Raw genomic sequence first — 18,789 nt, forward strand, 5'->3', positions numbered from 1 at the left:
CGATCTGGAAAAGATCACCTGAACACCACTCCAATGGAGCAACCGCAGGTCAGAGCCGCCGCGGTGGTCATCACCGAAAATTGTCAGACCCCGTCGCTAACGTCAGCCGCGTGACCGGACAACTGTCCTTCGACGAGCTCGGGACGCCCCTGCGCGACACGACGTTCGTCGTCTTCGACCTGGAGACCACGGGCGGCAGCAACGAGGAGGACGCCGTCACCGAGATCGGCGCGGTGAAGGTGCGCGGCGGCCAGGTCCTCGGTGAGTTCGCCACGCTCGTCGACCCGGAGCGCGGGATCCCGCCGATGGTGGCCCAGCTGACCGGCATCACGCAGCTGATGGTCACGGGGGCGCCGACGATGAAGACGGTGCTGCCAGCGTTCCTCGAGTTCGCGGCCGGGTCCGTGCTGGTGGCGCACAACTCGGGCTTCGACGTCGGCTTCATGAAGGCCGCCTGCGAACGCCACGGCTACCGCTGGCCGAAGCCGTCGGTGGTGTGCACGGTGAAGCTCGCGCGGCGGGTGCTGAGCCGCGACGAGGCGCCGTCGTGCCGTCTGTCGGCGCTCTCGGACCTCTTCGGCACGGAGACCAAGCCGACGCACCGCGCCCTGGCCGACGCCCGCACGACGGTCGAGGTGCTGCACGCGCTGCTGGAGCGCGTCGGCAACGTGGGCGTGCACTCGCTGGAGGAGCTGCTCGCGTACCTGCCGGAGGTGACACCGGAACAACGCCGCAAGCGCTCCCTGGCCGCCCACCTGCCCAGCACACCGGGCGTGTACCTCTTCCGCGGCCCGAAGGAGGAGGTGCTCTACGTCGGCACGGCGTCCGACCTGCGCCGCCGGGTCCGCCAGTACTTCACGGCCAGCGAGGGCCGCCGCAGACTCCGCGAGATGGTCGCTCTCGCCGTCCGCGTCGACGCGGTGGAATGCGCCCACCCGCTGGAGGCGGAGGTGCGCGAGCTGCGGCTCTTACGCGCCCACCGCCCCGCCTACAACCGGCGTTCCAAGAACCCCCACCACGCCTGGTGGCTGACCCTGACCGACGAGCCGTTCCCCCGGATCTCGCTGGTCAAGGTCCCGCGTGACGGCGCGCTGGGCCCGTTCCGTACCCGCAAGGCGGCCGAGTCGGTCGCCGACGCCCTGCTGGACGCCGTGCCCCTGCGCTCCTGCACCATCAAGATCCCGGCGACGAACCAGCGCGCCTCCCCGTGCGCGCTGGCCGAACTCGACCGCTGCCGCGCCCCCTGCGCCGGCAAGCAGTCGGTCGACGAGTACTCCCCCGCCGTCGTGGCGGTGCGCGACCTGGTCGTCGGCCGCAGCGCCGACCCGCTGCGCACGCTCATCACCCAGCTCGGCGGCCTGGCGTCGGCCGAGCGGTTCGAGGAGGCCGCCCGCCGCCGCGACCGTCTGGCAGGCCTGGTCAGGTCCCTGGACCGGGCCCAACGCCTGGCAGCGCTCGCCGCACTCCCCCAGCTGGTGGCCGCGAGACCCGACCGCGAAGGCGGCTGGGAGTTCTCGGTCGTGCGCTACGGCCGCCTCGCCTCGGCAGGGGTCGCCCGCAGGGGCACCCGCCCGATGCCGGTGGTCGACGCCCTCGTCGCCTCGGCCGAGACGGTCGTGCCGACACCCGGCCCGTTGCGAGGCGCGCCCCCGGAGGAGGCGGGCGTCGTCCTGCGCTGGCTCGACCAGCCGGGCACCCGCCTCGTCTACGCGGACGAGCCGTGGTCGTCACCCGCCGGTGCCGCGGCGGCCTGGCTCCCGTGGGCGGAACAGGCCGCGAGCGCCCGTCCCGTGCACGACCACTGGAACTGACCTTTCAGCGGACGTGCCGGCGGAACACGCCGTCGTCGAACGTCAGCCACGCGCCGTCACGGGCCGCGATCACGCCGTACGGGTTGTCGGTGTGCGCGTCGAAGGTGCCCAGCCGGGCACCGGTCCGCACGTCGAGGAGGTGGTGGCGCGACCACGGCTCGTCGCCGTCCGAACCGCCGACGACCACGAAGGCGGTGCCGGCGTCGAGGTAGCCGCCCGCCCACTCCAGGTAGACGTCCCCGTCGTAGCCGAGGTCCGTCACGGGCACCCGGAGGACGACCTCACCGTCCGGGTAGGCGTGGAACGCGACGTCGTCCTGTTCCTGGTGGACGGTCATGAAGTGGTGGCCGCCGGGCGAGAACGCCACCAGCACTCGGTCGTCCCACGGGTACGGGACCACCTCCAGCCCGATGCCGTCGAAGCTCCCCCGGAACAGGAACGACCCGTCCTGCCCCTCGCCCACGTCGATCAGCACGTCGGTGCCGTTGGGGTGGACGTGCTGCACCCCGCCGTGACCGGAGGTGCCCAGGTCGGCGCTGGCGAGCACCGACCCCGTGGCCGCGTCCAGCACGTGCCAGGTGTCGTCGCCGTCGTTCCACTCCCCCATCGAGTCCGGCCGGAAGAACCACACGGCCTTCCCGTCGAGCGAGAAAGCACATCCAGCGCGGACGTTGTAGGTCTTCTCGCGGAACTCGCCGAAAGCGTGCCGCCACCGCACCGCGCCGGCCCTGTCCACGCACACCAGCTCGTTGTCCGTCGTGCAGACCGCGCTCGTGAGGTCCGGTGCGACCGCCTCCTCCCCCGGCTCTGCGGCGACCGGGAAGGTGACTCCGCCCGGAGCGTGGACGGCGCCGTCGTGGTACCTCGCCGGGGTGGTCATGCGCGCACGGTAGCCGGACGGGGCAGGCTCCCGTACGCGGTTCGCGGTCGTTATACGTCCTCACGCCCGTGATCAGGCGGTAGGGCAGACTACGGGTGCTTAAGACACCGGAGCCCAGACACCGAGGAGGACGCCGTGGTCACCGCCATCGTGCTGATCCAGGCCGCCGCCGAACGCATTCCCGAGGCCGCGCAGGAGATCGCCGACATCGACGGAGTCACCGAGGTGTACTCCTGCGCCGGTGACGTCGACCTGATCGCGCTGGTGCGCGTCAGCAAGCACGAGGACCTCGCCGCCCTGGTGCCCGGCAAGATCAGCAAGGTCGCCGGCGTGCTGAACACCGACACGCACATCGCGTTCCGCAGCTACTCCAAGCGCGACGACGAGGCCGCGTTCTCCATCGGCCTGGACGACGCCCAGTAAGAGCCTCTAACTACCGAAAGGCCCCCGTGGAAGTCCACGGGGGCCTTTCGCGTGTCTGTCGAAGATCAGGCCTTCGGGTCGGAAGGCCTGCCCGCGAGCTCGCTCGCCTCGTCCTGGGAGCTGGTGCCCTCAGAAGCGTGGATGTGCTTGCGCGCGTTCTTCAGGGCCACGGTCTCCTCGACCGGGTCCGGCGACAACGTGCTGCCGGCGACCGGGTGACCGGCCGAGCCGAGCTTGTTCATCTTCTTCGGCACCGACGCGCCCTGGTAGGCGAGCGGGATCGGGTGGCCGTGGTCGTCCACCGGGCCGAGCGGCTGGTGGATCTCGATGAACTCGCCGTGCGGCAGGCGCTTGATGATGCCCGTCTCGACGCCGTGCTCGAGCACCTCTCGGTCGCCGCGCTGCAGGCCGATGCAGATCCGGTACGCGACGAAGTACGCGATCGGAGGCAGGACCAGCATGCCGATGCGGCCCATCCACGTCGTCAGGTTCAACGAGATGTCGAACTGGAAGGCGAAGATGTCGTTCGCGCCCATGAGCAGCAGGACCATGAAGTACGTGATCGCCATCCAGCCGAGCGCGGTGCGGACCGGAACGTCACGCGGGCGCTGCAGCAGGTTGTGGTGCGCGTAGTCCTTGGTCATCTTGCGCTCGATCCACGGGTACGCCGCCGCGATGCCGGTCAGCAGCGGCAGACCGAGGATGAACGGCAGGAACGGCGCAGGGATCGTGTAGTTGCCCAGGTAGAACTCCCACGCGGGCCAGATGCGGACCAGGCCGTCGGTCCAGCCCATGTACCAGTCGGGCTGCGAGCCGGCGGAGACCTGCGCGGGGTTGTACGGGCCGATGTTCCAGATCGGGTTGATCTGGAAGACGCCACCCATGATCGCGATGACACCGACGACGATGGCGAAGAAGCCACCGCCCTTGGCCGCGAACACCGGCATGATGCGGACGCCGACGACGTTGGTCTCCTTGCGGCCCACGCCCGGGAACTGCGTGTGCTTCTGGTACCAGACCAGCGCGAGGTGCGCCGCGATCAGACCCAGGATGATCGCCGGGATGATCAGGATGTGCGCGGTGTAGAGCAGCGGGATGATGTCCGTGCCGGGGAACTCCCCGCCGAACATCAGCCAGTTCAGCCACGTGCCGATGACCGGGAACGAGATCAGCAGCGCCGCCATGACGCGGAGGCCGGTGCCCGAGAGCAGGTCGTCCGGCAGCGAGTAGCCGAGGAAGCCCTCGATCGCGCCGAGCATGAACAGCACGATGCCGATGACCCAGTTGATCTCACGCGGCTTGCGGAACGCGCCGGTGAAGAAGATCCGGAACATGTGGACGACGATCGCGCCCATGAACAGCAGTGCCGCCCAGTGGTGCACCTGGCGGACGAACAGACCGCCGCGGGTCTCGAACGAGATGTCGAGCGTGGACGCGAACGCCCGCGACATCTCGATGCCGCGCAGGTTCTCGAACGCGCCGTTGTAGGTGACCTCGGTCATCGACGGGTCGAAGAACAGCGCGAGGTACGTACCCGACAGCAGCAGCACGATGAAGCTGTAGAGCGCGATCTCACCGAGCAGGAACGACCAGTGCGTCGGGAAGACCTTGTTGATCTGCTTGCGGAGCCCGGAGGCCGGGTGGAACCGCTCGTCGGCAGCGTTGGCCGCCGCTCCTGCGACGCGCGCGGCCGCGTTGGCCGGCTTCGTCGGGGTCGTGATGGCACTCATGACTTCCGCTCCCAGAACGCCGGTCCCACAGCCTCGATGAAGTCACTGCGGGCTACCAAGTATCCCTCTTCGTCCACAGTGATCGGAAGCTGCGGAAGAGGACGGGTCGCCGGGCCGAACCGCGGCTTGGCGTATTCGAAGACGTCGAACTGCGACTGGTGGCAGGGGCAGAGCAGCAGACCGGTCTGCTGCTCGAACAGCGACGTCGGGCAACCCAGGTGCGTGCAGATCTTCGAGTACGCGTACAGGTCACCGTAGTTGAAGTCCTCCTGGCCCGCGCGCTTGGTGATCGCCTGGTTCGGGCGCATGCGGATGAGCATGACCGGGGCGTCGGCGCGCTTGAGGGCCGCGACCAGGGCGTGCTCGTCGTCGCGCTCGGACTCGCGGAACGGGAAGACCGTCTCGAAGCCGCCGGGCTCGACGTCCTCGGGACGCACGAGGGAGACCTCGTGGAAGTTGCCGGTGTGACGGCGCAGGTAGACCTTCTCGCCCGGCTTCTCCGGCTTCCAGCCGGTGTGCCAGAGCGAGTTCTTGGTCTCGCTGTCCGAGTGCGGGTTCTTCATCATCGCGCCCAGCGGAACCGCCGCGACGCCGAGACCCAGCACGCCGGCGCCGAGGCCCGCGGTGCGCTTGATCAGGTTGCGGCGGCCGATGCCGCTGCGCTCACCCGCGTCGGCGAGCTCCGCGACCAGGGTGGCGCGGTCCACGGCGGACGACGGGCCGTCGTGGCGCTGCTGCACCGCGAGCTCGTCGGGCAGGAACTTCTTGGTGTAGAGCAGGGCGCCGACGCCCAGGCCCACCACCGACAGGCCCAGGAACAGGCCGATCAGCGGGTTGTACAGGTTGTGCAGGAAGTGCCCGGACTCGTTCGACGGGGACTCGTACTCCCACGGCCAGAACAGGAACACGCCGAGGAACGCCAGTCCCGACAACGCGGAGACCATGAACCACGCGGCGACCGAGCGCTGAGCACGACGCTCCGCGCGGGTGCCGGGAACCGGGAACTTCTCCTCGTAGTGGACGAGCTCGACGCCGTCCATCTTCGTGCCGAGCTTGACGAGGTCGTCCCGGCTCATCTCCGCGAGCTCTGCCTCGCTGGGCAGCTCGATCGGCTTGTCGCCGCTCATGCCTTGGCTCCGATCCAGAGGGTCACGCCGATGAGCGCGGCGATGCCCACGATGAACGCGATCAAGCCCTCGGAGACAGGTCCGAACCCACCCAGGGCGTTGCCGCCGGAGTTGTTGTTCCCGTCGGTGACCGACTTGACGTACGCGATGATGTCTTTCTTCTCTTCCGGCGTGAGCTGGCGCTCGCCGAACTTCGGCATGTTCTGCGGACCGCTCAGCATCGCCGTGTAGATCTGCTCCTCGGTCACACCGTCGAGTGCCGGTGCGAACTTGCCGGAGGACAGCGCGCCACCACGACCCGTGAAGTTGTGGCAGCTGGCGCAGTTGAGGCGGAAGAGCTCGCCACCGCGGGCGGGGTTGTCGCCGCGCAGGGCCTCACCGGACTCGGAGGGCTTCTTCGGACCCTCGCCGCCGTTCACGGTGATGTAGGCCATCAGCGCGTTGATCTGCTCGGGGGTGAGCTTCGCCGGCTTTCGGATGGCCTGCGCCTCCTGCCGCGCCATGGGCATGCGGCCGGAGGAAGTCTGGAAGTACACCGCGGCGTCGCCGACGCCGACGAGGCTAGGTCCGCGGTCCTTCACACCTTCGAGTGCCGCGCCGTGGCAGCTCAGGCAGGTGTTCAGGTAGATCTGCTCGCCCTGGCGGACCAGGGCGTCCTGCTGCTGCGCCTGGGCGGTCTGCGCCTGGGGCGCGAAGGCGGCGAACAGCATGCCGGCGCTCAGCAGGCCGAAGCCCAGTGCGAGCAGTCCGGCGACCCGGCGGCGCAGCTTGGTGCGGGCGCCGCGGGGGCGTTTCGTCGTGGTGGTCATGGTGTGCGGCAACCCTTGCTGTCAGTTCGGGAGCTCGTGGCTTGGCTGCGTGCCGGCTGGGTCAGGGCACGATGTAGATGATGGCGAACAGGCCGATCCACACGACGTCGACGAAGTGCCAGTAGTACGACACGACGATCGCGGAGGTGGCCTGTGCCGGCGTGAACTTGCTGAGCTTCGTCCGGATCAACAGGTAGACGAACGCGATCAGACCACCGATGACGTGCAGGCCGTGGAAGCCCGTCGTCAGGTAGAAGACCGTGCCGTAGGCCGAGGACGGGATCGTGGTGCCGTGCTCGACGAGTTCGACGTACTCACCGGCCTGACCACCCACGAAGATCGCACCCATGATCAGCGTCACGATGTACCAGCGACGCAGACCGAAGACGTCCCCGCGCTCTGCCGCGAACACGCCCCACTGACAGGTGAAGGACGACGCGACCAGGATGATCGTGAAGACCGCCGCGTAGGGGACGTTCAGGTGGGTGGGGGGCGGGGGCCAAGGTCCCTCGTTCTGGGCCTTCACCGTGAAGAACATGGCGAAGAGGCCAGCGAAGAACATGAGCTCACTGGACAGCCAGACGATCGTGCCGACGCTGACCATGTTCGGGCGGTTCAGCGAGTGCACGCGCTGGCCGATTGAAGGCGCTGCCGTGGTCACGCGCAGCATTATTGCTTGCGGAATTTCCGTCCGCCCATCGGGTCCTGCGCGGATCACGGGCCGGACGGGTCACACAGCGGGTGATCGCGAGGAGATCAACGAATGAGCTTGCTGGGCCGAATGCGGGACGGGCTGTCCCGGCTCCTGGGCCGGGAGGAGGAGCAGTCGTTGTCGATCGACGACCCGGCACTCGTCGTGGTGGTCGAGGCGTTCGACATCGCGGAGGCCGATTCGGCCGCTCTGGCCCGTTCGCCGCAGTGGCGCGCCGACGACCTCGCCGTGCTCCGCCACCACGTGCGCATCCCCGCTGACCAGGTAGAACGCGTGCGAGAGCTGCTCACTCCCGACGGCTGGGTGCTCGTGGCCGGTGATATATCGCATATCAGTCGGGTGCAGAAGCTGGACGCGCTGCACTGCGCCCAGGAGCGGTCGCGGATGGCGTCGCTGGCGCAGCGGCTGGGCGGTGAGGCCCTGGGCTGGGACGCCCTGCAGAAGCCGCGCGAGCCCGCCCGATAGCATCGTGGCGACCTTGGTCACTTTCTTCAGGACCGCAGTCGGCAGTCGCAGCGGAGGGCCCAGAGATGAGCACGCAGACCACGAAGATCCTGGTGTTCAGCCACCGTCCCGAGGTGCGTGAGACGATCATCACGGCGGTCGGCCGCCGTCCGGCGCCCGACCTGGCCCGCGTCGACTACGTCGAGGTCGGCACGATCGCGGACGTCCTCTACGAGGTGGACAACGGCACCGTCGACCTGCTGATCCTCGACGGCGAGGCGCAGCCGACCGGTGGCATGGGCCTGTCCCGCCAGCTCAAGGACGAGATCACGAACTGCCCGCCGGTCGTCGTGGCGGTTCGCCGCAAGGACGACAGGTGGCTCGCGACCTGGTCGCAGGCGGACGCGGTGCTGGTGCACCCGCTGGACCCGCTGGCCGCCGCCGAGACCGTGGCCGAGGTGCTGCGGGGCTCGGCTGTGCCCGTCGTCAGGGGCTGATCCCGCCATGAGCCAGCGCACCTGGCCCTCGCTGCTCAACCGCCTGCTCGACGGCGTCGACCTGACGGCCGACGACACCGCCTGGGGAATGGACCAGGTGATGTCGGGCGAGGCGACGGCGGCGCAGATCGCGGCGTTCATCGTCGCGCTGCGCGCCAAGGGCGAGACGCCGGAGGAGGTCGACGGCCTCGCGACGATGATGCTGGAGCACGCGAACCGGTTCACGGTGGACGTGCGGGCGACCGACATCGTGGGCACCGGCGGTGACCACTCCGGTTCGGTCAACATCTCGACGATGGCCGCGATCATCACGGCCGCCGCGGGCGTGCCGGTCGTCAAGCACGGCAACCGCGCGGCGTCGTCGCAGTGCGGCACGGCCGACGTGCTGGAGGCGCTGGGCGTCGCGATCGACCTGCCGGCCGAGGGCGTGCGGCGGACCGTGCGCGAGCTGGGCATCGGCTTCTGCTTCGCACCGGTGTTCCACCCCGGCTTCCGGCACGCGGGCCCGGTGCGGCGCGAGATCGGCATCCCGACGTCGTTCAACCTGCTCGGCCCGCTGACGAACCCCGCGCAACCCACCGTCGGCCTGATCGGCTGCGCGCGGGCGGCCGCGGCACCGCTGATCGCCGGCGTGTTCGCGCGGCGGAACAACACCGCGCTGGTCGTGCGGGGCGACGACGGCCTCGACGAGATCACGACGACCACGACGACGTCCGCCTGGCTCGCCCAGGACGGCGTCGTCCGCACCGAGACCATCGACCCGGTCGTGCTCGGCGTGAAGCCCGCGCGCGAGGAGGACCTGAAGGGCGGCGACCCGTCGGTCAACGCCCAGGTGGTCCGCGACCTCGTCGCCGGCAAGACCGGTTCGGTGCGCGACGCGGTGCTGGTGAACGCGGCCGGGGCCATCGCGGCGCACGGCGGGTTCTCCGACGACCTGCACGCCGACCTGACGGCCTCGCTGAGCCGTGCGGCCGACGCCGTCGACTCGGGTGCCGCGGCGAGCCTGCTGGGCCGCTGGGTGGAGCTCTCACAGGCCATCAAGGGCTAGAGCCCTCGCGGGCGGGGAGACCCGCCCGCGGGTGCGGTGGATTCGGCAACGCCACCGCAACGAACCGCTTCGCCGCGAGTCACCCGATCGCTGACAAAGCGGCGTGCGGATCCGTTCGCACCGACACCGATCGGGCGCGAACCGAGGCCGTTCCACGCCTGTTTCGTCACACGTCGTCGTCGGCACGTGACCCTGCTCGCACGGAAGCCGCATGGGCGTAGTCCGAGCGAGTGATGGGCCCGAGATGCGCCTCACGTGGTAACGCCGTGGCAATCGTCACCTGGAATGCTGGAGTCATGGCCCTCCTCTACCCGGTGATGAAGCACGTCGTCGCGCGCACTGCCCGCCTTGTCTACCGCCCGGTGGTGGAGGGCTTGGAGAACATCCCCACCGACGGCCCCGTCATCCTGGCGGCCAACCACCTCAGCTTCATCGACAGCGTCGTGATCCCCATGGTCGTGCCGCGCCGGGTGTCGTTCCTCGCGAAGGCCGAGTACTTCACGGGCAAGGGCCTCAAGGGCTCGCTGTCGCGCCGGTTCTTCTCGTCGCTGGGCCACGTGCCGGTGCACCGCGGCAAGGGCCGTGACGCCCGCGCCGCCCTCGACACGGCCGCCGAGATCCTCGCGCGCGGAGACGCGTTCGCCATCTACCCGGAGGGCACGCGCTCGCTCGACGGCATGCTGCACCGCGGCCGCACGGGGGTCGCCCGCATGGCGCTGGAGTCCGGTGCCCCGGTCATCCCCGTCGGCATCATCGGCACGGACAAGGTGCAGCCCGTCGGCAGCAGGTTCCCGAAGATCGTCCCGGTGACGGTCCGCTTCGGCGAGCCGCTCGACTTCAGCCGCTACGACGGCATGCAGGAGTCGCTGCCGGTGCTGCGCAGCGTCACCGACGAGATCATCTACCGCATCCTCGACCTGAGCGGCCAGGAGTACGTCGACGCGTACCAGAAGACCCCGGTCGCCGCGGCGGCGTAACCCGCCTCCAGAAACAGCGAAATGGCCCTCTCCGCCACGGCGGGGAGGGCCATTTCGCGCGATATGCGATGTATCACATGCCGGATATCAGCCGAAAACGTCGAGGCCCCCTCCGGAATGGAGAGGGCCTCGACGAAACCTCGCGATATCCGGTATATCGGATATCAGTCGTGGTTCGGACCGGTGTGGTATTCGAACACCAGGCCGCCGACCATGACCAGCACCATGACGATGGCGATCACCAGCAGCCACACGTGCCAGAACGCCACCGCGACACCCGTGGTCGCCGCCGCGGCCGCGAGACCGACCGGCCAGTACGAGCCCGGGCTGAAGAAGCCCAGCTCACCGGCGCCGTCGGACACCTCGGCGTCGGGGTTGTCCTCCGGCCGCACCTCGATGCGGCGGGCGACGAACCGGAAGTAGGTGCCGGTGATGAGGGCCAGGCCGCCGGTCAGCGCGAGCGCCACCGTGCCGGTGGGCTCGACGTGGCCGGTCGCCAGGTGCGTCCAGTAGCCGTAGACGACGGCCATCAGGAACGAGAAGGCCATCACCAGGTCGAATACGCGAGCTTCGATCTTCATCGCGGGGCGTGTCCCTACTTCTGGCCCGCGCCGGAGGCCTCACGGGCCGTCCGGTCGGTGTTGAACGGGGTGGTCGTCGTGGCCAGCGGTGAGCACCACTCGTCACAGTTCACCTGAGACAGGGCCTCGGCCGTGGTGTACGGCTTGCCCGTCTTCTCGTTGATCTCCTTGCGGAGCTCGATGTACCTGTCGAAGTCGGCCTGTTCGAGAGCGCGGACCTCGAAGTTCATCACCGCGTGGTACGAGCCGCAGAGCTCGGCGCAACGGCCGACGAACGCACCGGGACGGTCGATCTGGTCGATCTGGAAGACGTTGTCCTGGTTGTTCTTCTCCGGGTGCGGGAAGACGTCCCGCTTGAAGTGGAACTCCGGCACGAAGAACGAGTGGATGACGTCGGTCGAGCGCAGCGTGAACTGGATGCGCTTGCCGGCCGGCAGCACCATGATCGGGACCTCGCCCGAGGTGCCGACCGTGCTGACGACGTTGCCCTCTTCGGTCTTGTGGTCCGGGTACTGGAACTCCCAGTTCCACTGGAACGCGATCACGTCGACGTTCACGTCGGGCTTGCCCGACTTGTCCGTGACGTAGTTCTGCGTGATGGCGGTGAAGTAGAACAACACCGCCACGATCACCGTCGGCACGACGATGAGCACGATCTCCAGCGGGAGGTTGTACGCCGTCTGACGCGGCAGCTCCTCCGACTTCTTGCGGTGGAACACCACGGACCACAGGATCAGGCCCCACACGATGACGCCGACGACGAGCGCGGCGATCACGGACCAGGTCCAGAGCTCGCGCATCTTCTCGGCCTGCGGCGTGACGGCCTGCGGCCATCCGAAGCGCAGCACCTCGTCCGTGGAGCAACCGGTGGCCCCGATACCGACCAGGCCGACCAGCCCGGCGGTCTTCGCCAGCCGGGATGCCCTGGTGCCCTCCTTCAGGCCCACTGCTCGCCCGCCTCCTCGTTCACAACTACTGGCCATGCCAACGGATCAAGCGGGAGCGTAGCCCAGCGCAACCACGCTCACCCCTTGGGGGCACTGCCGCTGCGGTGCAGTTTCGGTCACACGGAGGCCTTTCGGCATACTGGGGACTTCCCCGTGGTCTTCCCCTTCATGTCTTTTGAGAGGTGCGAGAGCCTTGTGCGGCCTGGCAGGACTTGTTTGCCCCAGCGAGAACGAGGCTGAGAACGCACGTCCGGCGGTGGAGGCGGCGCTGCGCTGCATGCGGCACCGCGGGCCGGACGAGAGCGGGACCCGTCGGGTCGACGAGGTCGTCTTCGGCTTCAACCGGCTCGCCATCATCGACATCGAGCACTCCCACCAGCCGCTGACCTGGGGTCCGGCGGAGTCGCCGAGCCGGTACACGATCAACTTCAACGGCGAGATCTACAACTACCTGGAGCTGCGGGCCGAGCTCACCGAGAAGCACGGCGCGGTCTTCCACACCGACGGCGACACCGAGACGATCGTCGCCGCGTACCACTACTTCGGGCCCGCGGCGATCACGAAGCTGCGCGGCATGTTCGCCTTCATCATCTGGGACTCCGAGCGCGACGTCCTGTTCGGCGGCCGCGACCCGTTCGGCATCAAGCCGCTGTACTGGGCGCAGGGCCAGAGCGGTGTGGCGTTCGCCAGCGAGAAGAAGATCCTGCTGGAGATCGCATCCTCGATCGGCATCGCGCCGAAGATGAACGTCAAGGGCCTGCAGCACTACCTCACGCTGCAGTACGTGCCGGAGCCCGCCTCGCTGCACGACGACATCCAGCGCGTCGAGTCGGGACACTCGTTCACGCTGGCCCCCGGCGAGTCGCCGAGGTTCGAGCGGTACTTCCCGGCGAACTTCAAGGTCCGCACGGTGCGCAGCGAGGGCGAGGCGAACGCGCTGTACGACGAGATCACGGCCGCGCTGCGCGACTCGGTCGCCAAGCACATGCGCGCGGACGTGACGGTCGGCTCGTTCCTGTCCGGCGGCATCGACTCCACCGTGGTCGCGGCGCTGGCCAAGGAGCACAACCCGGACCTGATCACGTTCACCACCGGGTTCGAGCGCCAGGGGTTCTCCGAGGTCGACGTGGCGGCGGAGTCCGCGGCGCTGATCGGCGTGAAGCACGTGGTCCGCACGGTCAGCGCACAGGAGATGATGGACTCGCTGCCGCTGATCACCTGGTACCTCGACGACCCGGTGGCCGACCCGGCGTTGGTGCCGTTGTGGTTCATCGCCCGTGAGGCGCGTCAGCACGTGAAGGTCGTGCTGTCCGGCGAGGGCGCGGACGAGCTGTTCGGCGGCTACACGATCTACCGCGAGCCGTTGTCGCTGGCGGGCTTCGAGAAGGTGCCGGGCGCGCTGCGCAAGGCGATGGGCAAGGTCTCCACGAAGATCCCGCACGGCGTGCGCGGCAAGGACCTGCTGCGTCGTGGCGCTTTGACGCTGGAGGAGCGCTACTACGGCAACGCGCGCATCTTCCTCGACGACCACCTGCGTCAGGTGCTGAAGACGTACGACCCGGCGGTGTCCCACATGGACGCGACGGCCCAGCCGTACCGCGAGTCGGCGGCCTGGGACCCGGTGACGCGCATGCAGCACGTCGACCTGTTCACGTGGCTGCGCGGGGACATCCTGGTCAAGGCCGACAAGATGACCATGGCGAACTCGCTGGAGCTGCGCGTCCCGTTCCTCGACCCCGAGGTCTTCAAGATCGCGTCGCAGATCCCGAGTGAGTTGAAGATCACGAAGGACACGACGAAGTTCGCGCTGCGCAAGGCGATCCGCGACATCGTGCCGGCGCACGTGCTGAACCGCCGCAAGCTCGGCTTCCCCGTGCCGATCCGGCACTGGCTCAAGGACGAGATGCACGACTGGGCCGTCGACGTCGTGCGGTCGTCGCAGACCGACCAGTACATCGACAAGACCGCGGTGCTGCGGCTGATCGAGGAGCACCGCTCGGGCGTGCTCGACCACAGCCGCCGCATCTGGGCACTGCTGGTGTTCATGATCTGGCACGGCATCTTCGTCGAGAGCCGCATCCACCCAGTGGTGCCGGAACCGCACTACCCGGTCAAGCTGTAGGTCGTGGGGCCCCTCTCCGGAGGGGCCCTTTCGCTTCTACCGGCGGCCCTGGCTTACCGACGACCCTGTGTTCACCGACGCCCCTGGGCGCTGCACATCGCGTACGAGCTGACGACGGTCTCCGGGGACGCCATCAGCTCCAGGTAGCGGTCGAACTCGGCGTCGGTGAGCGGGAGCTTCGAGCGCACCAGGCGCGCGGTCGTGGCGAGCAGCCGGCACCCGGCGGACCCGCCCTCCCACTCCCGCACGTCGCGCGAGCCGCTGACGTCGTTCAGCCCGGCGTCGAGCAACGCCCTCTCGATGCGCGCGCCCCACGCCAGTTCGGCGCCTGCCTGGTCCAGCAACGTCAGCAGGGCGTTCTTCACCCGCATGATCAGCTTCGCGTCGTCGGGAGCGGCGGAGAGGACGTCGAGCGGGAGGCAGTCGAACTCCTCCAGCACGAGCCAGCCGCCGGGACGCAGCGAGTCGCGGAGCTTGCGCAGAACGAGCTCGCGGGCGGGGAGGTAGAAGAGCACCAGGCGGGCGTGGACCAGGTCGAACGCGTTGCCCGGCAATATATTGGATACTACGTCGTGCTCCAGGACGGTGACGTTGTCGCGTTCCTCGAGCCGTGTGACGTCGATGTCGGTGACGGTCACGTGCCCGGACGGCGCGACGACGTCGGCCAGCCAGTTCGTCACCGATCCCCCGCCACCTCCGACCTCAAGGCAGCGCCAGCCGTCCGCCACTCCCAGCTGCTCGACGCGGGCGAACGTGCCCGCGTCGAGCAGGGAGCTCAGCGCGTCGAACTTCGGGTCGAGCGACTCACCGGTGTCGCCGAACAGGTACGTCCCCATTGTCCGATCATGGCAGGACGGGGGCGATCTCCTCAGCGGCTTCCGCACCGAACGCGCCACGAATGCGGGCCAGAGCCGCCTCGCGCTCGATGACCCACTCCTGCGTGCCCACGGTCTCCAGCACCTCAACGGCGATGAACGAACCCAGCTGAGCAGCACGTTCGATGCTCAGACCCGCGGTGATGCCCGCCAGGAAGCCCGCGCGGAAGCCGTCGCCGACGCCGGTCGGGTCGGTCTTCGCGACCTCGGGGACGGCGGGGACGTGCAGCGAGAAGCCGTCGCGGTCGACGATCTCGACGCCCTTGGCGCCGAGCGTGGTGACGCGCTTGCCGACGCGGGCGAGGACGTCGGCCTCGGTCCAGCCGGTCTTCTGCAGCAGCAGTTCCCACTCGTAGTCGTTGCTGAAGAGGTACTCGGCGCCCTCGATGAACGCGCGCGCCTGCTCGCCGTCCATGCGGGCGAGCTGCTGCGACGGGTCGACGGCGAACTTGTAGCCGCGCTGACGGCACTCCTCGGCGTGGCGGAGCATGGCGGCGGGGTCGTCCGGGCTGATGACGACGAGTTCGAGGTTCTCGACGCGGCCGGCGATCGGCGCGAGCTCGATGTTGCGCGACTCGGCCATCGCGCCCGCGTAGAACGAGGCGATCTGGCACATGTCGTCGTCCGTCGTGCAGACGAACCGCGCGGTGTGCGCGACCTCGGACACGTACACGCCGGACGTGTCGACACCGTGCCGCTCCAGCCACGAGCGGTAGTCGTCGAAGTCCTTGCCGACGGCGCCGACGAGCACCGGCCTGACCCCGAGCACACCGAGGCCGAACGCGATGTTCGCGCCGATGCCACCGCGACGGACCACGAGGTCGTCGACCAGGAAGCTCAGTGACACGCGGTCGAGACGCTCCGCGACCAGCTGGTCCGCGAATCGACCCGGAAAGTGCATCAGATGGTCGGTCGCGATGCTGCCGCACACGGCTAGGGGCACGTCGGCTCCTCTTTTCTTGTTGCGCTACGTGACTACTCACCCGGACGAGTACCGCGGTGAAGACTACTGTTTGGTAGGGCTACCGCAGGTCAGACAGCCGTCATACGGTCAGAAAGTGACGATCCCAGAGGCGACCACGATGAGTGAACTGATCGAGGACTGCGCGCAGCTCCCCTTCGCTCTCATCCACCCCGAGCACCCCCTCCCCGCCCCGCGCGACGCCGCGCCGTGGCAGGTCGACGAGCGGTGCGCCCACCAGGTCGAAGGCCTCGCCGAGTACGGCGTCTGACCCTCCGGCGACCTGATCCTCAGGATCCGGCCTTCAGCGACCGACCCCTCGTGGTCCGGCCTTCAGCGTCTGTTCCCCGGGCTCCGACCTTCAACGACTGACGTTCAGGTCTGCCCCTTCGTCCCCCGTCCGGGTCTTTCCTGGCAGGGTTTCCAGTGCACACGCGGAAAGGCCGCGTTCCCGTCGATGCGGGAACGCGGCCTCTCGCTTTGTTCGCCTTAGTGGAACGAGTCGCCGCAGGCGCACGACCCGCCGGCGTTCGGGTTGTCGATCGTGAAGCCCTGCTTCTCGATCGTGTCCACGAAGTCGATGACGGCACCTTCGACGTACGGGGCGCTCATGCGGTCGACGGCGACCTTCATGCCGTTGAAGTCGACCATCGCGTCACCGTCGAGCGCACGCTCGTCGAAGAACAGCTGGTAGCGAAGGCCGGCGCAACCACCGGGCTGGACGGCGATGCGCAGGTGCATGTCGTCGCGGCCCTCCTGGTCGAGCAGCGCCTTGGCCTTGACGGCGGCCGCGTCGGTCAGCGTCACGCCGTGGCTGGGCGCCTCGGAGGCGGTCGAAGCGGCATCCTGAGCGGTCGTCATGGCTCTCCTAAGAGGTCCTTTGCGGGCGGTTCACCCATCAACAACACGGGCGTTCCCCGCCTTGTTCCTACTCCCATGGTCCCACAAGGACGCCTCATGTCGACCTAGGTGTCGACTGTCACGTAGACCACCCTCGGGGCAGCCGATATATCAGTGCGCGCCTCGCCAGGTCAGCGCGACCACTGGTTCGCGACGTGCCGGGCCGTCTCGACGAGACTCGCGCGGGCCTCCGCCATCGCCTTCTGCACCGAGCCGACGTGCTCGGACACCGAGTAGGCCTCCTGGACGCCGGCGGCGCCCATCTCGCGCCGGCCGACGCTGACCTGGCCCGCGACGGCGACGCACGGGATGCCGCGTTCGGCGGCGCCCGAGGCGACGGCGGTGATGAGCTTGCCGCGCAGCGACTGCCAGTCGAAGCTGCCTTCGCCGGTGACGACGACGTCGGCGTCGTCGAGGGCGGCGTCGAGGCCGGTGAGTTCGCGGACGAGGCCCGCGCCCGACGTCACCGTCGCGCCCAGGGAGAGGAGAGCGGCGCCCAGGCCGCCTGCCGCTCCGGCGCCCGATATATCGGCTACGGGTTTGAGGACGTCCATGGCGGCGAGCTTCGCTTCGAGGCGTTCGACGGCCTCCGGGGACGCGCCCTTCTGCGGACCGAACGTCCTGGCGGCGCCGTGCGGGCCGAGCAGCGGGTTCTCGACATCGGACGCGACGACCAGCGATGTACCGGTCAGGTCGACGACGCCGTCGTCGGTGTCGGTGTCGACGACGGCGTCGTCGTGAGCGCTGGCGCCGGACAGCGCCGCGAGCATGCCGGCGCCGCCGTCGGTCGTGCCGGAGCCGCCGAGGCCGATGTAGATGACATCGTTGTCAACCGCGGCTGCCCTGATGAGCTCGCCGACGCCTCGCGTCGTCGCCGTCTCGCAGGACTGCGGGCGGAGTTCCGCTGGGATGAGGTGGAGGCCGCACGCCTCCGCCGACTCGATGTATGCAACGCGTCGACCGCCTGCATTGGGACTGTCCACAACGGGACTGGCCGAATCAGGACTGTCCCCATCAAGACTGGCCGTGTGCACGCTGAGCCAGCGCGCCTCCACCGGTTCTCCCAGCGGGCCGGTGACGGTGATATATCGGATATCGCCGTTCAACGCGGCGTGCAGGACGTCGACGAAGCCGGGGCCTCCGTCGGCGAGCGGGCGTTGGGTGACGACGTCGTCGGGCTTGGCTTCGCGCCAGCCGGTGGCGATGGCGTCAGCGGCCTCGCGGGCGGTCAGGGTGCCGCCGAAGCAGTCCGGAGCGATGAGTACGCGCACCTCGCGAAAGGTACAGAAAACCCGCTGCCCTACCCTGATGGTGTGAGGTTCTTGCGCCGAAACGCCGCCGACACCGAAGCCCCGGCCACCGAGGCGACCGACGAGGTCGCCGATTCCGCCCGTTCCGCGGGTAAGGGCCGGCCCACGCCGAAGCGGCGTGAGGCGCAGGGTCGGCGCAGCGGTCCGGTGCCCCCTCCTCCCCGCACGCAGCGCGAGGCGTTCAAGCGCATGCGCGGCAACAAGGTGAGCAAGGAAGAGCGCCGTGCCGCGGCCAACGAGCGTCGTCAGCGCATGATGGCGGGCGAGGACAAGTACCTGCTGCCGCGCGACCGCGGTCCGGTGAAGGCGTACATCCGCGACCTCGTCGACTCGCGCCGCAACCTCATGGGTCTGTTCATGCCGCTCGCGGTCCTGGTGTTCGTGGCGCTGCTGACGCCGTCGCTCGCCGTGCAGCGGTACGCGACGCTCGCGACGACGTTCATGCTGCTCGCGATGGTCATCGAGGGCGTCGTGCTCGGCCGCCTCGTCACCAAGCGGGTGCGGGCGAAGTTCCCGACCGAGCCGATCAAGGGTCTGTCGATCGGCTGGTACTCGTTCATCCGCGCGAGCCAGATCCGCAAGCTGCGCGTGCCCAAGCCACGCGTGAAAGCGGGCGAAGGGATCAAGTAAGCCAG

At 68.9% G+C, this 18,789-nt stretch carries 20 protein-coding genes; 9 read left to right on the top strand and 11 right to left on the bottom strand.

Annotated elements, in window-relative coordinates:
- Positions 1-110: 110 nt before the first annotated feature.
- Positions 111-1,811, top strand: a complete 1,701-nt coding sequence (locus tag ACFWN2_RS24420) for a DEDD exonuclease domain-containing protein (RefSeq protein WP_382430941.1) — start codon at positions 111-113, stop codon at positions 1,809-1,811.
- Positions 1,812-1,815: 4 nt separating this feature from the next.
- Here the strand turns inward: ACFWN2_RS24420 and ACFWN2_RS24425 are convergent, their stop codons facing one another.
- Positions 1,816-2,691: a hypothetical protein gene (locus ACFWN2_RS24425; protein ID WP_382430943.1), complete on the bottom strand. Its 876-nt coding sequence runs from the start codon at positions 2,689-2,691 to the stop codon at positions 1,816-1,818.
- Between the two features lie 135 nt (positions 2,692-2,826).
- Between ACFWN2_RS24425 and ACFWN2_RS24430 the strand changes: the two genes are divergently transcribed.
- Positions 2,827-3,114, top strand: coding sequence for an Lrp/AsnC family transcriptional regulator (locus ACFWN2_RS24430; RefSeq protein ID WP_030465012.1), 288 nt, complete (start codon positions 2,827-2,829; stop codon positions 3,112-3,114).
- Between the two features lie 65 nt (positions 3,115-3,179).
- Here the strand turns inward: ACFWN2_RS24430 and ACFWN2_RS24435 are convergent, their stop codons facing one another.
- The 4 genes from ACFWN2_RS24435 to ACFWN2_RS24450 all read right to left on the bottom strand — a co-directional run bounded on the left by ACFWN2_RS24435 (position 3,180) and on the right by ACFWN2_RS24450 (position 7,450).
- Positions 3,180-4,844, bottom strand: a complete 1,665-nt coding sequence (locus tag ACFWN2_RS24435) for a cytochrome bc complex cytochrome b subunit (RefSeq protein ID WP_382430945.1) — start codon at positions 4,842-4,844, stop codon at positions 3,180-3,182.
- Complete coding sequence (locus ACFWN2_RS24440) at positions 4,841-5,971, bottom strand: ubiquinol-cytochrome c reductase iron-sulfur subunit (RefSeq protein ID WP_382430947.1); 1,131 nt, start codon at positions 5,969-5,971, stop codon at positions 4,841-4,843. Before ACFWN2_RS24440 ends, ACFWN2_RS24435 begins: the two co-directional genes overlap by 4 nt.
- Positions 5,968-6,780, bottom strand: a complete 813-nt coding sequence (locus tag ACFWN2_RS24445; RefSeq protein ID WP_382430949.1) for a c-type cytochrome — start codon at positions 6,778-6,780, stop codon at positions 5,968-5,970. Before ACFWN2_RS24445 ends, ACFWN2_RS24440 begins: the two co-directional genes overlap by 4 nt.
- Positions 6,781-6,841: 61 nt before the next feature.
- Complete coding sequence (locus ACFWN2_RS24450) at positions 6,842-7,450, bottom strand: heme-copper oxidase subunit III (protein WP_382430951.1); 609 nt, start codon at positions 7,448-7,450, stop codon at positions 6,842-6,844.
- A gap of 93 nt (positions 7,451-7,543) precedes the next feature.
- Between ACFWN2_RS24450 and ACFWN2_RS24455 the strand changes: the two genes are divergently transcribed.
- From ACFWN2_RS24455 to ACFWN2_RS24470, 4 genes are all read left to right on the top strand, one after another.
- Positions 7,544-7,957 (top strand): hypothetical protein, encoded by a 414-nt coding sequence (locus ACFWN2_RS24455; RefSeq protein WP_382430952.1) that lies wholly within the window; start codon positions 7,544-7,546, stop codon positions 7,955-7,957.
- A gap of 65 nt (positions 7,958-8,022) precedes the next feature.
- Positions 8,023-8,433, top strand: coding sequence for a hypothetical protein (locus ACFWN2_RS24460; protein ID WP_382430954.1), 411 nt, complete (start codon positions 8,023-8,025; stop codon positions 8,431-8,433).
- Between the two features lie 7 nt (positions 8,434-8,440).
- Positions 8,441-9,481, top strand: a complete 1,041-nt coding sequence (trpD, locus tag ACFWN2_RS24465) for an anthranilate phosphoribosyltransferase (RefSeq protein ID WP_382430956.1) — start codon at positions 8,441-8,443, stop codon at positions 9,479-9,481.
- A gap of 296 nt (positions 9,482-9,777) precedes the next feature.
- Entirely contained in the window at positions 9,778-10,458 is a 681-nt protein-coding gene (locus tag ACFWN2_RS24470) for a lysophospholipid acyltransferase family protein (RefSeq protein WP_382430958.1), read from the top strand.
- Positions 10,459-10,622: 164 nt separating this feature from the next.
- Here ACFWN2_RS24470 and ACFWN2_RS24475 read toward each other — a convergent pair whose 3' ends face one another.
- On the bottom strand, positions 10,623-11,039 hold the full coding sequence (locus ACFWN2_RS24475) for a cytochrome c oxidase subunit 4 (protein WP_382430960.1): 417 nt from the start codon (positions 11,037-11,039) through the stop codon (positions 10,623-10,625).
- A 14-nt stretch (positions 11,040-11,053) separates the two neighbouring features.
- A complete protein-coding gene (gene coxB, locus ACFWN2_RS24480) occupies positions 11,054-11,986 on the bottom strand; it encodes a cytochrome c oxidase subunit II (RefSeq protein ID WP_382430962.1) in 933 nt (310 codons plus the stop codon).
- A 193-nt stretch (positions 11,987-12,179) separates the two neighbouring features.
- On the opposite strand from coxB, the gene asnB reads away from it, so the two are divergent.
- The gene (gene asnB, locus ACFWN2_RS24485; RefSeq protein WP_382430964.1) at positions 12,180-14,108 is read left to right on the top strand and encodes an asparagine synthase (glutamine-hydrolyzing); all 1,929 of its coding nucleotides are present in this window, start codon (positions 12,180-12,182) and stop codon (positions 14,106-14,108) included.
- Positions 14,109-14,179: 71 nt separating this feature from the next.
- On the opposite strand, the gene ACFWN2_RS24490 is transcribed toward asnB, so the two are convergent.
- Positions 14,180-14,944: a class I SAM-dependent methyltransferase gene (locus tag ACFWN2_RS24490; protein WP_382430966.1), complete on the bottom strand. Its 765-nt coding sequence runs from the start codon at positions 14,942-14,944 to the stop codon at positions 14,180-14,182.
- Positions 14,945-14,951: 7 nt separating this feature from the next.
- On the bottom strand, positions 14,952-15,884 hold the full coding sequence (locus ACFWN2_RS24495; protein ID WP_382431192.1) for a carbohydrate kinase family protein: 933 nt from the start codon (positions 15,882-15,884) through the stop codon (positions 14,952-14,954).
- A 157-nt stretch (positions 15,885-16,041) separates the two neighbouring features.
- Between ACFWN2_RS24495 and ACFWN2_RS24500 the strand changes: the two genes are divergently transcribed.
- Positions 16,042-16,215, top strand: coding sequence for a hypothetical protein (locus ACFWN2_RS24500; protein WP_382430968.1), 174 nt, complete (start codon positions 16,042-16,044; stop codon positions 16,213-16,215).
- Between the two features lie 218 nt (positions 16,216-16,433).
- Here the strand turns inward: ACFWN2_RS24500 and ACFWN2_RS24505 are convergent, their stop codons facing one another.
- Together ACFWN2_RS24505 and ACFWN2_RS24510 are read right to left on the bottom strand one after the other, a co-directional pair.
- On the bottom strand, positions 16,434-16,805 hold the full coding sequence (locus tag ACFWN2_RS24505) for an iron-sulfur cluster assembly accessory protein (RefSeq protein ID WP_089922497.1): 372 nt from the start codon (positions 16,803-16,805) through the stop codon (positions 16,434-16,436).
- A gap of 170 nt (positions 16,806-16,975) precedes the next feature.
- Positions 16,976-18,115, bottom strand: a complete 1,140-nt coding sequence (locus ACFWN2_RS24510; RefSeq protein WP_382430970.1) for a glycerate kinase — start codon at positions 18,113-18,115, stop codon at positions 16,976-16,978.
- 42 nt (positions 18,116-18,157) lie between these two features.
- Here ACFWN2_RS24510 and ACFWN2_RS24515 point away from each other — a divergent pair, with 42 nt between their 5' ends.
- Entirely contained in the window at positions 18,158-18,784 is a 627-nt protein-coding gene (locus ACFWN2_RS24515) for a DUF3043 domain-containing protein (protein ID WP_382430972.1), read from the top strand.
- The last annotated feature ends 5 nt before the right edge of the window (positions 18,785-18,789 follow it).

The organism is Lentzea sp. NPDC058436 (genome assembly GCF_042721515.1).
In the GTDB taxonomy this organism is placed as follows: Bacteria; Actinomycetota; Actinomycetes; order Mycobacteriales; family Pseudonocardiaceae; genus Lentzea.

Bases quoted from the DNA above. Each gene is read 5' to 3' on its own strand.
- ACFWN2_RS24425 (WP_382430943.1), bottom strand. From the start codon at position 2,691: ATGACCACCCCGGCGAGGTACCACGACGGCGCCGTCCACGCTCCGGGC.
- ACFWN2_RS24435 (WP_382430945.1), bottom strand. From the start codon at position 4,844: ATGAGTGCCATCACGACCCCGACGAAGCCGGCCAACGCGGCCGCGCGC.
- ACFWN2_RS24440 (WP_382430947.1), bottom strand. From the start codon at position 5,971: ATGAGCGGCGACAAGCCGATCGAGCTGCCCAGCGAGGCAGAGCTCGCG.
- ACFWN2_RS24445 (WP_382430949.1), bottom strand. From the start codon at position 6,780: ATGACCACCACGACGAAACGCCCCCGCGGCGCCCGCACCAAGCTGCGC.
- ACFWN2_RS24450 (WP_382430951.1), bottom strand. From the start codon at position 7,450: ATGCTGCGCGTGACCACGGCAGCGCCTTCAATCGGCCAGCGCGTGCAC.
- ACFWN2_RS24455 (WP_382430952.1), top strand. From the start codon at position 7,544: ATGAGCTTGCTGGGCCGAATGCGGGACGGGCTGTCCCGGCTCCTGGGC.
- ACFWN2_RS24460 (WP_382430954.1), top strand. From the start codon at position 8,023: ATGAGCACGCAGACCACGAAGATCCTGGTGTTCAGCCACCGTCCCGAG.
- trpD (WP_382430956.1), top strand. From the start codon at position 8,441: ATGAGCCAGCGCACCTGGCCCTCGCTGCTCAACCGCCTGCTCGACGGC.
- ACFWN2_RS24470 (WP_382430958.1), top strand. From the start codon at position 9,778: ATGGCCCTCCTCTACCCGGTGATGAAGCACGTCGTCGCGCGCACTGCC.
- ACFWN2_RS24475 (WP_382430960.1), bottom strand. From the start codon at position 11,039: ATGAAGATCGAAGCTCGCGTATTCGACCTGGTGATGGCCTTCTCGTTC.
- ACFWN2_RS24490 (WP_382430966.1), bottom strand. From the start codon at position 14,944: ATGGGGACGTACCTGTTCGGCGACACCGGTGAGTCGCTCGACCCGAAG.
- ACFWN2_RS24495 (WP_382431192.1), bottom strand. From the start codon at position 15,884: ATGCACTTTCCGGGTCGATTCGCGGACCAGCTGGTCGCGGAGCGTCTC.
- ACFWN2_RS24505 (WP_089922497.1), bottom strand. From the start codon at position 16,805: ATGACGACCGCTCAGGATGCCGCTTCGACCGCCTCCGAGGCGCCCAGC.